The 13615-nt window shown below is 74.6% G+C and carries 14 protein-coding genes; 8 read left to right on the top strand and 6 right to left on the bottom strand.

Annotated features, from left to right (window positions below; all coding sequences use genetic code 11):
- The first annotated feature begins 65 nt into the window (after positions 1-65).
- Together KPL57_RS00830 and KPL57_RS00825 are read left to right on the top strand one after the other, a co-directional pair.
- The gene (locus KPL57_RS00830) at positions 66-1016 is read left to right on the top strand and encodes a diacylglycerol kinase family protein (protein ID WP_226349993.1); all 951 of its coding nucleotides are present in this window, start codon (positions 66-68) and stop codon (positions 1014-1016) included.
- 477 nt (positions 1017-1493) lie between these two features.
- Positions 1494-1745, top strand: coding sequence for a WhiB family transcriptional regulator (locus KPL57_RS00825; protein ID WP_043277332.1), 252 nt, complete (start codon positions 1494-1496; stop codon positions 1743-1745).
- Positions 1746-2105: 360 nt separating this feature from the next.
- Here KPL57_RS00825 and KPL57_RS00820 read toward each other — a convergent pair whose 3' ends face one another.
- Positions 2106-3620 carry a sensor histidine kinase gene (locus KPL57_RS00820; protein ID WP_226349992.1) on the bottom strand — a complete coding sequence of 505 codons (1515 nt, stop codon included), beginning with the start codon at positions 3618-3620 and terminating at the stop codon, positions 2106-2108.
- 92 nt (positions 3621-3712) lie between these two features.
- Between KPL57_RS00820 and KPL57_RS71695 the strand changes: the two genes are divergently transcribed.
- The gene (locus KPL57_RS71695; protein ID WP_369804880.1) at positions 3713-3787 is read left to right on the top strand and encodes a 50S ribosomal protein bL37; all 75 of its coding nucleotides are present in this window, start codon (positions 3713-3715) and stop codon (positions 3785-3787) included.
- Between the two features lie 83 nt (positions 3788-3870).
- Here KPL57_RS71695 and rsrA read toward each other — a convergent pair whose 3' ends face one another.
- A complete protein-coding gene (rsrA, locus tag KPL57_RS00815; protein ID WP_062403708.1) occupies positions 3871-4215 on the bottom strand; it encodes a mycothiol system anti-sigma-R factor in 345 nt (114 codons plus the stop codon).
- Positions 4216-4256: 41 nt separating this feature from the next.
- Entirely contained in the window at positions 4257-4901 is a 645-nt protein-coding gene (locus KPL57_RS00810) for a sigma-70 family RNA polymerase sigma factor (protein ID WP_062403710.1), read from the bottom strand.
- A 315-nt stretch (positions 4902-5216) separates the two neighbouring features.
- Here KPL57_RS00810 and ybaK point away from each other — a divergent pair, with 315 nt between their 5' ends.
- From ybaK to KPL57_RS00795, 3 genes are all read left to right on the top strand, one after another.
- The gene (ybaK, locus tag KPL57_RS00805; RefSeq protein WP_226349991.1) at positions 5217-5693 is read left to right on the top strand and encodes a Cys-tRNA(Pro) deacylase; all 477 of its coding nucleotides are present in this window, start codon (positions 5217-5219) and stop codon (positions 5691-5693) included.
- Positions 5694-5805: 112 nt separating this feature from the next.
- Positions 5806-6627 carry an SAM-dependent methyltransferase gene (locus KPL57_RS00800; protein WP_226349990.1) on the top strand — a complete coding sequence of 274 codons (822 nt, stop codon included), beginning with the start codon at positions 5806-5808 and terminating at the stop codon, positions 6625-6627.
- A 20-nt stretch (positions 6628-6647) separates the two neighbouring features.
- On the top strand, positions 6648-8837 hold the full coding sequence (locus KPL57_RS00795; RefSeq protein WP_226349989.1) for a bifunctional diguanylate cyclase/phosphodiesterase: 2190 nt from the start codon (positions 6648-6650) through the stop codon (positions 8835-8837).
- Positions 8838-8847: 10 nt separating this feature from the next.
- On the opposite strand, the gene KPL57_RS00790 is transcribed toward KPL57_RS00795, so the two are convergent.
- The 3 genes from KPL57_RS00790 to KPL57_RS00780 are packed head-to-tail and all read right to left on the bottom strand — an operon-like array spanning position 8848 to position 11242.
- Positions 8848-9783, bottom strand: a complete 936-nt coding sequence (locus tag KPL57_RS00790; protein WP_226349988.1) for an ABC transporter substrate-binding protein — start codon at positions 9781-9783, stop codon at positions 8848-8850.
- A gap of 41 nt (positions 9784-9824) precedes the next feature.
- Entirely contained in the window at positions 9825-10427 is a 603-nt protein-coding gene (locus KPL57_RS00785; RefSeq protein WP_226349987.1) for an alpha/beta family hydrolase, read from the bottom strand.
- Positions 10424-11242 (bottom strand): SOS response-associated peptidase, encoded by an 819-nt coding sequence (locus KPL57_RS00780; protein ID WP_226349986.1) that lies wholly within the window; start codon positions 11240-11242, stop codon positions 10424-10426. Before KPL57_RS00780 ends, KPL57_RS00785 begins: the two co-directional genes overlap by 4 nt.
- A 35-nt stretch (positions 11243-11277) precedes the next feature.
- Here KPL57_RS00780 and aroA point away from each other — a divergent pair, with 35 nt between their 5' ends.
- Positions 11278-12582, top strand: coding sequence for a 3-phosphoshikimate 1-carboxyvinyltransferase (gene aroA / locus KPL57_RS00775; RefSeq protein WP_226349985.1), 1305 nt, complete (start codon positions 11278-11280; stop codon positions 12580-12582).
- A complete protein-coding gene (rsgA, locus tag KPL57_RS00770) occupies positions 12579-13607 on the top strand; it encodes a ribosome small subunit-dependent GTPase A (protein WP_255656771.1) in 1029 nt (342 codons plus the stop codon). The genes aroA and rsgA overlap by 4 nt, the downstream gene beginning before the upstream one ends.
- Positions 13608-13615 lie beyond the last annotated feature (8 nt).

Genomic DNA, 13615 nt, shown 5'->3' with positions numbered 1-13615 from the left:
CCGCCACGACCGCCACCGCCGGGCGGCCGACGGACCGGCCGGTGCGCGGTCGATACAGTCGCCCCGTGCGCGCGCTGCTCGTGGTCAACCCTCAGGCCACGTCCACCACCGCCGCCGGCCGGGACGTGCTGACCAAGGCCCTGGCCAGCGAGCTGAAGCTCGACGTCCTGCAGACCCGCTACCGGGGCCACGCGGCGGAGGCGACCGCGGCGGCCGTGGCGGACGGCGTCGAGCTCGTCGTCGCGCTCGGGGGCGACGGGACGGTCAACGAGGTCGTCAACGGGCTGCTGGCCGCGCAGACCGGCTCGGGCAGCGGCGCCCCGCGGCCGGACCCGGACGCCACCGCGATGCTCGCGGTGGTCCCCGGCGGCTCGGCGAACGTGTTCGCCCGTGCCCTGGACATGCCGCGCGACCCGGTCGAGGCGACCGGGCACGTGCTCACCGCGCTGGCCCGGCGACGACGACGGCTGGTCGGCCTCGGCTGGGCCGACGACCGCTGGTTCACCTTCAACGCCGGCATGGGCTGGGACGCCGAGGTGGTGGCCGCGGTCGAGCGCGCCCGCGCGCAGGGACACGAGGCCAGCCCCGGCCGCTACGCGGTGACCGCGATCGCCCAGTACCTCGCGCAGCTGCGCCGTCCGCCGTCGATGACGGTGGAGCTCCCCGACGCGGCGCCGCTGACCGGGGTGCGGCTGGCGTTCGTCTCCAACACCGACCCGTGGACCTTCCTGTCCGGCCGCGCGGTGCGGACCAACCCCCGCTCGTCGTTCGGCAGCGGGCTGGGGCTGTTCGCGCTCACCGGGCTGAGCCCGCGGACGATCGCCTCGACCCTGCGCCAGATCCTGGCCGCCGACGGCGACCCGCACGGGCGGCACATCGTCCGGCACGACGCCGTCGGCCGGGTGCGGATCACTTCGGAACAGCCTCTCGCTCTCCAGCTCGACGGCGACCACCTCGGAATGCGCACCGATGTGGAATTCCTCAGCGTGCCCGGAGCGTTACGCGTCGTCGTGTGAGACGGACGGTTCGTCGCGCATCGTGCGGGCGCTCTCACACGCCGGAGTGAGCAACCGCGCCATTCACCGATGTGAGCGGACCGTCGGTCCCGTTGGGGCTTACACCAGGCCAAACCCGTGATCCAAGGTGGTCCCTACGCAAGCGAGGCCACGAGCAACGCCGCTCGTGGAGGTTCCGTCCCACCGGGCCGGACCCCTCACTCAGAGGGTGTCCGGGTCGACATCGTTTTCGGGTGGCCGATTCCGGGTGGGACAGGGACACTGGATCGTGGAACCGGCCCAGGGCGGCTCGAAGTCCCGGGCACTGGTCTGTCTGCGTGCGTTCCCTATGAGGGCGCTCACGCATCCCGCGAGCAGTTTCCCATTGAGGACCGCGGTGGCTCGTGAAAGTATTCACAAGCTGCGAAACACGCACGTAACACCAAGCGCACAGACGATCGGCGCGACCCCGATCGCGCACCAGAGGAGAAAGTGATCATGGACTGGCGTCACGACGCGATCTGCCGCGACGAGGACCCGGAGCTGTTCTTCCCGGTCGGCACCAGCGGCCCTGCCCTGATGCAGATCGCGGAGGCCAAGAGCGTGTGCCGGCGTTGCCCGGTCACCGAGTCGTGCCTGCAGTGGGCTCTCGAGTCCGGCCAGGACGCGGGTGTCTGGGGCGGCATGAGCGAGGACGAGCGGCGCGCCCTGAAGCGGCGCAGCACCCGTCCGCGCGCCCGCACCGCGTAGGCAGCCCCGCCCGGGCACTCGCCCGGAATGCGGCAGGAACGGCTGTCCCGGACAGCAGCTCCGGACAGTAGAAGAAGTAGCTCCCCGACCTCGGGCCCGTAGCCGGACGCCACCGGCCACGGGCCCGAGGTGCGTTCGGGGTGATCTGCCACCCCGGTGTGAGGGTCGACCACGGTGCCGGCGCGACCACGGCACCGGGATCAACGGTCACGGGACGAGCGTATCCGGTGCCCTCCGGGCCCCCGTCCACGCCCCGGGTCACCGGGAGTGACCGGGATCGGTCACCCGCCGCACCGCAGCGACCGCCCGGGGACGACGGGCGGCGGACCCGTTGCCCCGCCGCCCCTCCCACCGCGGCGTTCAGGAACCGCCGAGCGGTACCCGGACCACCGCCACCGTGCCGCCGCCCTCCCGGGCCCGCACCTCGATCGTCGCCTCCAGCTCGGAGGTCAGCAGGGTCCGCACGATCTGCAGACCCAGCCCCTTGGACCTCTCGAAGTCGAAGTCGACCGGCATGCCGTGGCCGTCGTCGGCCACCGACACCTCCAGCCGGCTCGCCGAGCGCACCGGGCTGACGACCACCTCCCCCGCCGTGCCGGGGTCGTAGGCGTGCGCCAGCGCGTTGTGGGTCAGCTCGGCCAGGACCAGCACCAGCGGGGTGGCCTTCGCCGCGGGCAGCGCCCCGAACCCGGAGTCGACCCGCACCCGGGCACGGGACTCGGTCGTCGCACCGTCGCGGATGGCGGGCAGCACCTTCGGCAGCAGCTCGTCGAGCTCGACGACCTCGGCGACGGAGTAGGCCAGCGCCTCGTGCACCAGCGCGATCGAGGTGACCCGGCGGACCGACTCCTCCAGCGCCCGGCCCGCCTCCGGGTTCTCGCTGCGCCGGGCCTGCATGCGCAGCAGCGCCGCGACCGTCTGCAGGTTGTTCTTCACCCGGTGGTGGATCTCCCGGATGGTGGCGTCCTTGCTCATCAGCGCCGCGTCCCGGCGACGCAGGTCGGTCACGTCGCGGACCAGGACCAGCGCGCCCGCCGCGTCGCCGCGGGGGCGCAGCGGCAGCGCGCGCACGAGCATCGTCGCCCGGCGGCCCTTGATCTCCATCCGGGTGGACGGGGCACCGTCGAGGGCCTCGTTGATCCGGCCGGCGACGTCCTTCGCGTCGAACGGGTCCAGCACGAGCGCCTTGGTGACCGTCGCGAGGTCGGCCCCGGCGACGTCGCTGGCGTGGCCCATGCGGTGGTACGCCGACAGCGCGTTCGGGCTGGCGTAGGCCACGTTCCCGTGCACGTCGAGGCGGACCAGGCCGTCCCCGGCGCGCGGGCTGCCCTCGGCCGAGCCGGGCGGACCGGACTGCGGCGGGAACGTCCCGTCGACGATCATCTGGCACAGGTCCGAGGCGCTGCCGAGGTAGGCGATCTCCAGCGGGCTCGGGACGCGCGGGGTGGACAGGTTGGTGTCCCGGGACAGCACCGCCACCGTGCGGCCCTTGAAGCGCACCGGGATGGTCTCCCGGCGCACCGGCACCTCCAGGTGCCAGCGCGGGTCGTCGTCGCGGCAGATCCGGCCCTCCAGCACCGCCCGGCGCAGCTGGCCGACCTCCACCGGCACCGCCCGGCGGCCGACGACGTCGTCCGGGTGGGCGGTCGGTGCGGTGGTCGGCCGGGCCTGGGCGACGCACAGGAACTGCGCGGTCGCCGCCCGGGAGGCACCGCCGGTCCCCGCGTGGAGGTCGTCCAGCGGCACCCACAGCAGGAAGTCGGCGAAGGACATGTCGGCCAACAACTGCCACTCACCGACCACGCGCTGGAGGTGATCGGCGGTCTCGCCGTCCATCGTCGTGTGCTCGGCGAGCAGCTCGCTCAGCGTGGTCACGATCGCCCATCCCACCACATGCGAGAATCGCGCGTACGAAGCTCCCGCGGCAACGCCGCGGAACCGTGACCCGGACGGGAAGGAGGGTCGAGATGTCCAAGCGTGCACGCAAGCGCCGTGACCGCGCCAAGAAGGGCGCCAACCACGGCAAGAAGCCGAACTGCTGAGTTCGGCGACACCGACGCGAGAGGGCGGGCACCCCGGTGGGGTGCCCGCCCTCTCGCGTGTGTCGCCGGAGCGGCGGTGCCGGTCAGCCGCCGGAGCGGCGGTACTCGGTGCGCTGGTGCGACACCGAGACGCTGGTGCCGTCCGGGCCGCTCTCCACGGTCACCTGGGCCTGCTCGAGCACCGCGGAGCGGATCTGCGACCGCAGCCGGTCCTTGAGCCCGGCGGGGGCCGCCTCGCCGCCGCACTTGCGGGCCAGCAGTGCCTTCAGCTTCTCGTCGATGCCGTACTCGGCCAGGCAGGGCGCGCACTCGTCCAGGTGCTGCTGGAGCAGGCGTCGCCGCTCCTGGTCGCACTCGTGGTCGAGGAACAGCCACACCTCGGCCAGCACCTCGGTGCAGCCGGTGTTCGCGGGCGGGTCCTGGATCATCGGGTTGCGCTCGAGCGGTGCGCCCGAGTCCTCGGCGGCGCTCACGATGCCGTCACCTCCCGGTCCCCGGTCGCGCCGGCGGCCCCGTCGCGGACGAATCCGCGCTCGCGGGCGACGTCGGTCAGCATGTCGCGCAGCTGGCGCCGGCCGCGGTGCAGCCGCGACATCACGGTGCCGATCGGGGTGCCCATGATCTCGGCGATCTCCTTGTAGGCGAACCCCTCGACGTCGGCGAGGTAGACCGCCATGCGGAAGTCCTCCGGCAGGCCCTGCAGGGCCTCCTTGACGTCGCTGTCGGGCAGCGCGTCGAGTGCCTCCACCTCGGCCGAGCGCAGACCGGTCGAGCTGTGCTCACCGGCCTGGGCCAGCTGGTAGTCGGTGATCTCGTCGGTCGGCGACTGCAGGGGCTGACGCTGCCGCTTGCGGTAGCCGTTGATGTAGGTGTTGGTCAGGATCCGGTACAGCCACGCCTTGAGGTTGGTGCCGCGGCGGAACGACCCGAACGCCGAGTACGCCTTCAGGAAGGTCTCCTGCACCAGGTCCTCGGCGTCGGCCGGGTTCCGGGTCATGCGCAGCGCCGCGCCGTAGAGCTGGTCGAGCAGCGGCATCGCGTCGCGCTCGAAGCGGGCCGTGCGGTCGGAGACGCTCTCGTCCTCGGGCGCACGGTTGCCGTCGGCGTCGGCCACACCGACCAGGGCGGCGAGCTCCGCGGGATCGGTCCCTGCCGCGCCCGTCTCCGGCTGGTCCGGCTGATCCGGCTGTACTGACAAAGGTTCCCTCTCCAGTGACACGAGTCGCGCACCGGTGCGGGTCACCGGCACGGCGGACGCGTCGGAGGGTACGCGCCCCGGCCGCTCACGGCCGTCCGGCGGCGCGGCCCCGGGCCTCTCCATCACTGATGTCGTCACACCCGGGACAACGGTGCGGCGCCGGACGGCATTCCCGTAGGTTCCCCGTCACCCCCGGGTCGGCCGCGGGGCGCGGACGGGAGGACGAGGACGATGGCGGGCAGGGGCACCCCGGCGACGGCACTGCTGAGCAGGCGTGGGGTGGCGCACGAGCTGCACACCTACACCCACCATGACGGCGCCGGCTACGGCGAGGAGGCCGCCGCCGTCATGGGGCAGGACCCGCGCCGGGTGTTCAAGACCCTCGTCGCGCTCGTCGACGGGGCCATGACGGTCGGGATCGTGCCGGTGTCGGCCCAGCTGGACCTCAAGGCGCTGGCCGCCGCCGCGGGCGGGAAGAAGGCCGTCATGGCCGACGTCGCCGACGCCGAGCGGACCACCGGCTACGTCGCGGGCGGCATCTCCCCGCTGGGCCAGCGCAAGCGGCTGCCGACCGTCCTGGACGCCTCGGCCCACGAGCACCCGACGGTGTTCTGCTCCGGGGGCAGGCGCGGCCTGGAGATCGAGCTCGCCCCGGCGGACCTGTTGGCACTCACCGGCGCCGTCGTCGCACCGATCGCAACCGGCTGACCGCAGAGGGTCACCCGGACGGGTCCGATCCGGGCTCCGCGCCAGTAAGGTCGATCACCGACGGCAGCAGGACGCCGTCGGCACCGATCGAGACGAGCTACGGGGAGCACGCGTGGACCGACCGGCATGGGCGCCCGACGAAGTGGACATGACCAGCCCGAGCGTGGCCCGGGTCTACGACTACTACCTGGGCGGGTCGCACAACTTCGAGGCCGACCGGGCCTTCGCCGACCGGGTGCTCGACGCGCTGCCCGAGATGGCGGCCGTCGCGCAGGCCAACCGGGCGTTCCTGCGCCGGGCAGTGCACCAGCTCTGCGCGCACGGGATCCGCCAGTTCCTCGACCTCGGGTCGGGCATCCCGACCGTCGGCAACGTGCACGAGGTCGCGGCGACCGCCCGCGACGACGCCCGGGTGCTCTACGTCGACAACGACCCGATCGCCGTCGCGCACAGCCGCGCGCTGCTCGACGGCGACCCGTCGACGGCCGTCCTCGCCGCCGACCTGACCGACCCGCGCCGGGTCCTCGACGACCCGCTGACCCGCACCCACCTCGACCTCTCCCGCCCGGTGGCGGTGCTGCTGGTCTCCGTGCTGCACTTCGTCCCGGACGAGGCGGACCCGGCCGGGATCATCGCCGCCTACGCCGGCGCCGCGGCCCCCGGCAGCCATGTGGTCGTCAGCCACGCGAGTGACGAGGGTGGCCTCTCCGGTGCGAGCCGGGCCCAGAACCTCTACAACAGGGACAGGTCCCCGCACCGGATGCGGATGCGCGACACCGAGGAGGTCGCGGCGCTGTTGGGCGACCTGGAGCTGGTGGAGCCCGGAGTCGTGCGGATCCCGCTCTGGCGTCCGGAGTCCCCGGTGGGCCCCGAGGCGCAGCGTTACCCCGGGCTCGCCGCCGTCGCACGGCACGCCGGGCGGCCCGGGATCTGATCATCGGAGGGAGAGCCGTCGTGGCGAAGCCCGTCCCCGTCCTGCCCGGTGGGCAGGGGCCGGGGCCGTCGGCGCTGGCCGACGCCTGGGTCGGCGCCATCGAGGCCCGCGGCTTCGTCTCCGCCGCCCGAGCCGACCTGTACGCGGTGCTGTCCGGGGCGGCCTGGTGGTTCACCGCCGTCGTCGAGGGGCGGGCGGAGGAGGCGATCGCCGAGGAGGTAGGCGCCGAGCTGGTCGCCGCGCACCTCACCGACCCCGCCGCCCTGCGCTGCTCGATCGACGTGCTGGCCGCGCACTTCGCCGGGCGCACCCTCGACCCGGAACGGTTCCGCCGCTGGAGCGCGGCGGTCGGGGCGCTGTCGACCGGGTACGCCCGGATGCTGCGCGACCGCACCCGGCTGGAGCAGGAGCGGATCAGCTCCGCCGCGTTCGCGGCGCGTGCCGCCGCCGAGGACGCCCGCTGGCGCTCCGAGGCGCGCTACGGGGTGGTCTTCGAGAGCTCCGTGCTCGGCATCAGCGTCGCCGACACCGAGGGTCGCATCCTGGAGGCCAACCGCACGCTGACCGCCCTGCTGGGCTACCGGCCGGGCGATCTCGTGGGCCGCTCGGTGTTCGAGTTCATCCACCCCGAGGACACCCCGGAGATGTGGCCGCAGATCGAGGCCATGCTCGCCGGGCGGGTCGGGCACGTCCGGATGGAGAAGTCCTACTTCCGGGCCGACGGCGACCAGGTGTGGACCGAGCTGACCGTCTCGCTGGTCCGCTCCCCCGACGGCGAGCCCCGCTACCTCGTCGCGATGGTCTCCGACGTCACCGAGCGGCGCCGCCTGCAGTCGCGGCTGCGCCACCAGGCCGAGCACGACCCGCTCACCGGGCTGCCGAACCGCTCGCTGTTCTTCACCCGGCTCGAGACCGCGCTCTCCGGCCCGTACGGCTCCCCCGCCCCGGTGGGGGTCTGCTACCTCGACCTCGACGGGTTCAAGGCCGTCAACGACACCCTCGGACACGACGCGGGCGACCAGCTCCTGCGCACCGTCGCGCACCGCCTCGGCGCCGAGCTCCGCCCGGCCGGGCACACCGTCGCCCGGATGGGCGGCGACGAGTTCGTGGTGCTCGTGGAGCGGTGCACCGGCGTGGAGCAGCTGACCGCGGTCGCCGAGCAGGCGCTGGCGGTCGTCCGGCGGCCGGTGCACGTGCGCGGCCGGGAGGTCGTCGTCTCGGCCAGCATCGGGATCGTCGCCCGCCCGTTCCGCGACCCCGCGGGCACCCCCATCGGCGAGGACGTCACCGGACCGGCGGGCGCCGCCGAGCTGATGCAGGCCGCGGACACGACGATGTACTGGGCCAAGCGCGACGGCCGGGACCGCATCGCGGTCTTCGACCCGGCCCGGCACGCGAACGACGTGCACCTGTTCGAGCTGGCCGGCCGGATGCCGGGCGCGTTGGACCGCGGCGAGTTCCACCTGGAGTACCAGCCGCTGGTGGCGCTCGGCGACGGCACCGTCGTCGGGGTGGAGGCGCTCGCCCGCTGGCGCACCGCCGACGGCGAGCGGCTCGGCCCGGACGTGTTCATCCCGCTGGCCGAGCAGACCGGCCTGATCGTGCCGCTGGGTCTGCACCTGCTGGAGCGGGCCTGCACCGACGCCCGGTCCTGGGTGGACGCGGGCGCCGACGCGGGGCTCGTGCTCAGCGTGAACGTGGCGGGCCAGCAGCTGCGCAGGCCCGACGCCGTCACCCGCATCGCCGAGGTGCTGGAGCGGACCGGGTGGCCGGCGTCGTCGCTGCAGCTGGAGCTGACCGAGAGCGACCTCATGTCCGCCGCCGGGCGCCCGGTGCAGGCGCTGGAGGAGCTCTCACAGCTCGGGGTGCGGATCGCCATCGACGACTTCGGCACCGGCTACTCCAACCTCGTCTACCTGCACCGGCTGCCGGTGGACGTGCTCAAGCTGGCCGGGTCGTTCGTCACCGGGCAGGGCGGCCCCTGCCCGGGCGACGACGGCGTCCCGCACGACGTCGACAGCCCGGTGATCCTCTCGGCGATGATCGAGCTGGCCCACACCCTGGGGCTGACCGTCGTCGCGGAGTCGGTGGAGACCGGGTGGCAGGCGCGCCGGCTGCACGACCTGGGCTGCGACATCGGCCAGGGCTGGCACCTGGGGTCGCCGCGGTCCGCGGCGGAGACGGCCGGACTGCTGGTCGGGGCCCGCTAGGGCGGCGGGCTCAACCGGTCAGCCGCGCCCGCACGTCGTCGACGATCCGGTCGGCGCCGAGCACGCCGATCCCCACCATCCAGGTCTCGTCCTCGACCTCGTGCACCCGGCCGGCGCGGACGGCGGGTGCGTCGCCCCACAACCGGGTCACCGCACCCCGGGCACCTGCGGTCGGGTCACCGGCCCGGTCGGTGAAGAACACGACGTCGCCGTCGATCTCCGAGGCCAGCTCCGGTCCGACCTCCCGCATCGAGTACTCGTCCCAGGCGCGGTCGCCCAGGTCGAAGCCCATCGTGGTCAGCACCGACCCGGAGAAGCTGTCCGGGCCGTAGAGCCGGAACGCCTCCGGCCGGAACCGCACGATCGACGCCGTCCGCCCGGACGCGCCGACCTCCTCGCCCACCTGTTCGGCGCGCAGGCGCCACCGGTCGAGCAGGTCCTCCATCTGTCCGGTGCGCTGCACCGCGGCCGCGGTGATCCGGGCCTGCTCGGTCCAGTCGGTGCCGCTGCCCACGGAGAACACGGTCGGGGCGATCCGCGCGAGCTGTGTGTGGAGCGGGGTGTGCCGCACGGCCGAGCCGATGATCAGGTCGGGCTGCAGCGCCGCGACCGCCTCGAGATCGGGCTCGCTGATCGAGCCGACCGGACGGGTGCCCGTGAGGCGGTCGGCGAGGTAGGGCGGGAACCCGGCCCCGGCCGCCGACTCGCTCGCCCCGACCGGGACGACCCCGAGCGCGACCAGCGCGTCCAGGTGCGGGGAGTCCAGGACCACGACCCGCGACGGTGGCGCCGTCAGCCGCGTCTCCCCCATCGCGTGGGTGACCGTGTACCCACCCTCCGCGGACGGGGCGGGCTCGGGCGCGGCGGCGCACCCCGCCACCACGAGCAGGAGTGCGGCCAGGACCGCGGCGGTCGCCGCCGCCGTCACAGTTCGGATCTTCGGCACGGAGGGAACGTACCGGACAAGTCAGGGTAGGCAAACCTTGGTTACTGGTCGAGCTGTGCCGCCGCCCACCCGGTCACGACCTCGTGCAGCCGGTCGTGCTGCTTCTTCAGGCCGTGGTCGCCGTCCAGCAGCACCACCTGCCGGTCGGGCCCCTCGGCCGGGACGCCGAAGCGGTCGCTGCGGCCCTGCACCACGAGCACGGGCACCCCGGCACCGTCGAGCTCAGGGGCCCGGGTCCGCTCCGGGCGGCCCGGCGGGCGCAGCGGGAAGGCCAGGCACAGCACCGCGGCCGCACCGGCCGTCGTCGCCGTGCGGCAGGCGACGCGTGCGCCGGAGCTGCGGCCGCCGACGACCAGCGGGCCGTCGTGGCCGGGCCGCACCGCCGCGACGACGGCGAGCCACGCCTCGTCGAGGTGCCCGGCCGGGGCGGGGGCCCGCCGGCCCGCGACCCGGTAGGGCTGCTCGACCAGGCCGACGTCGAACCCGGCGGCGGTGGCCGCCGCGGTCGCGGTGACCAGGTCGGGGGCGTCGACGCCGCCGCCCGCGCCGTGCCCGAGCAGCAGCAGCCCGCGCGGGGACCCCGCCCGGTGCAGGGTCACCCGGGCCGGGCCGCGCGGGGTGTCGACCTCGCGCGCCGCGGTCACGAGAGCAGGTCGAGCTGGATCGGCTCGGTCACCTGGTCGTCGGGGAGCCGGTCGAGCAGCTCGGGCGCGTTGTTGCGGACGTTGTTGACCTGCGGCGAGACCGGCCGGATGTCCAGGGTCGCGACCAGCTCCGGCGACGGCGGGACGAGCAGCCGGGTCACCCCCTCGTCGCCGGTGCCGCGGTCCGGGTCCAGCCAGTCCGACCAGTCGTCGGGGCGCAGCACCAGCGGCATCCGATCGTGCACCTGGGCCAGCGGGCCGACCGCCCCGGTGGTGAGCACGCAGGCGGTGACCAGCCCGTCCGGGTACTTCTCGGTCAGCTCGTCGCCCTTCGGGCGCCAGAACTCCCAGATGCCCGCCATCGCCATCGTGGCGCCGTCGGCGTAGTGGGTGAAGTACGGCTGCTTGGTCGGCTTGCCGGTCCCTCCCTGGGACTTCGGGACGGCGTCGTGGCGCTGCCACTCGTACCAGCCGTCCATCGGGAACAGGCAGCGCCGCGACGCGGCCGCGCGCCGGAACGCGGGCTTCTCGGTGATCGTCTCCGACCGGGCGTTCACCATCCGCGCGCCCGCCGACGGGTCCTTCGCCCAGAACGGCACCAGCCCCCAGCGCACGGTGCGCAGCGACCGCTCGGTGGTGTCCCGGTCGGGCTCGCCGCTCCCGTCGCGGGGGTGGCGCTCGACCACCACGGTGATGTCCTTGGTCGGCGCCACGTTGTAGTCCGGACGCTGCGAGGTCTCCTGCGTCGCGTCGACAGCGTGGAACTCGTCGGCCAGGTCCGCGGGGGCCTTGGTGGAGGCGTAACGGCCGCACATGCGCCCCATCCTCCCACGTGGGGAAGGATGGAGGCGTGAGCAACTGGACCGCCCCCACGCCCGGGTCGCCGGTGACCGGCACCGTCACCGTCCCCGGGTCGAAGTCGGTGACCAACCGTGCGCTGCTGCTCGCCGGCCTGTCCGGCGGCGACGTCCGGGTCGACGGCGCCCCGCCCACCCGCGACACCGCGCTGATGACCGGGGCGCTCGCCGCGCTCGGCGTCCCGGTCGCCACCGACGGCGACACCGTGCGGATCGGCGCGCACCCCGGGCTGCGCGGCGGCACTCCCGAGGCGCCCGCCGAGGTCGACTGCGGGCTCGCCGGCACGGTCATGCGGTTCGTCCCCCCGGCCGCGGCGACGGCGTCCGGGGCGGTCCGCTTCGACGGCGACCCGCGCGCCCGGGAGCGCCCGATGGGCACCGTGCTGGACGCGCTGCGCGCACTCGGTGCCACCGTGTCCTACGACGGCGCCGCCGACGCGCTGCCGTTCGTGCTCGACGGCGGCCCGATCCGGGGTGGCGAGGTGACGATCGACGCGTCGGCGTCGTCGCAGTTCGTGTCCGGGCTGCTGCTGTCCGGGTCGCTGTTCGAGCGCGGCGTGACCGTGTTCCACGACGGGAAGCCGCTGCCGTCGCTGCCGCACATCGCGATGACCGTGGAGATGCTGCGCGCGGCCGGGGTGGTCGTCGACGACGCCGAGCCGAACACCTGGCGGGTCGAGCCCGGCCCGGTCGCGGCGCGGGACTGGTCGGTCGAGCCCGACCTGTCGAACGCCTCGGTGTTCCTCGCCGCGGCCGTCGTGACCGGCGGGCGGGTCACCGTGCGCGGCTGGCCGGACGAGACCACCCAGCCCGGCGTCGACGTCCTGCCGGTGCTGGAGCAGTTCGGCGCCACGGTCACGCACACCGCCGACGGCCTCACCGTGACCGGGCCGGACCGGCTCACCGGCGTCGACGTCGACCTGCACGACGCGGGCGAGCTCGCCCCCACCGTCGCCGCCGTCGCCGCGCTGGCGTCGGGCACCTCGCGGCTGCGCGGGATCGGGCACCTGCGGGGCCACGAGACCGACCGGCTCGCCGCCCTCGCCACCGAGATCACCGCGCTCGGCGGCGCCGTCACCGAGACCGACGACGGCCTGGTGATCGAGCCGAAGCCGCTCACCGGGCGCTCCGACCGGCCCTGGGGCGCCTACGCCGACCACCGGATGGCCACCGCCGGCGCGATCATCGGGCTGGTGGTGCCCGGCGTCGAGATCGACGACGTCGCGAGCACCGACAAGACCATCCCGGACTTCCCCGGACGCTGGGCCGCGCTGCTCGGGACCCGTGTGGACGGCTGAGCAGGGTGCCCCGCGACATCAGCAGGCTCGACGAGTCCGACGTCCGTGTCCGCCCCGGACGGCGCGGGAGCCGGCCGCGCAGCAAGCGCAGGCCCGCGCACGCCGACGCGACCCGCGCGATGGTCACCGCCGTCGACCGGGGACGGTGGACCTGCGCGGTCGACGCCGACCCGGGCCTGCCCCAGGTCGTCGCCATGCGGGCCCGCGAGCTGGGCCGGACGCCGGTCGTCGTCGGGGACCGGGTGGACCTCGTCGGGGACCTGTCCGGTGAGCCGGACACCCTCGCCCGGATCGTGCGGGTCGCCGAGCGCGACACCGTGCTGCGCCGCACCGCCGACGACACCGACCCCTACGAGCGGATCGTCGTCGCGAACGCGCAGCGGCTGATCGTGGTCACCGCCGTCGCCGACCCGGTGCCGCGCAGCGGGTTCGTCGACCGCTGCCTGGTCGCGGCCTTCGCCGGTGGGCTGCAGCCGGTGCTGTGCCTGACCAAGTCCGACCTCGCCGACCCGGAGCCGTTCGCGGCGCAGTACCGCGAGCTCGGCGTGCCGGTGCTGGTGACCGGGCGCTCGGAGTCCGGGCCGCCGTCCGGGCTGGACGCGCTGCGCGAGGAGCTGTCCGGGCGGCTGTGCGCGCTGGTCGGGCACTCCGGGGTCGGCAAGTCCACCCTGGTCAACGCGATCGTCCCGGCCGCGACCCAGGCCATCGGACGGGTGTCGGGTGTGGGGAAGGGACGGCACACGACCACCGCGGCGCTGGCGTTCCCGCACGCCGAGGGCTGGGTCGTCGACACCCCCGGGGTGCGCTCGTTCGGGCTCGCCCACGTCGGCGCGGACGACGTCGTCGCCGCGTTCGGCGACCTGGCGACCGCGATCGAGGACTGCCCGCGCGGCTGCGGGCACCTCGGGCCGCCCGCCGACCCGGAGTGCGCACTGGACGACCTGGTCGCCTCCGGCGCACTCGGAGGGGGCAGACTCGAGGCGTTGCGCCGCGTGCTGGTGGCGCTGGCGAGCGACAGGTTCTGACCATCACG

The organism is Pseudonocardia sp. ICBG601, from assembly GCF_020496245.1.
The sequence above is the reverse complement of the archived record's forward strand: the minus strand, read 5'-3'. Positions and strand labels throughout refer to the sequence as shown.

Excerpts from the sequence above, each read along its gene's own strand:
- KPL57_RS00780 (WP_226349986.1), bottom strand. The coding sequence starts at position 11,242 with ATGTGCGGCCGTTACGCCTCCACCAAGGCCCCCGCGGACCTGGCCGAC.
- rsrA (WP_062403708.1), bottom strand. The coding sequence starts at position 4,215 with ATGATCCAGGACCCGCCCGCGAACACCGGCTGCACCGAGGTGCTGGCC.
- ybaK (WP_226349991.1), top strand. The coding sequence starts at position 5,217 with ATGGCGGGCAGGGGCACCCCGGCGACGGCACTGCTGAGCAGGCGTGGG.
- KPL57_RS00825 (WP_043277332.1), top strand. The coding sequence starts at position 1,494 with ATGGACTGGCGTCACGACGCGATCTGCCGCGACGAGGACCCGGAGCTG.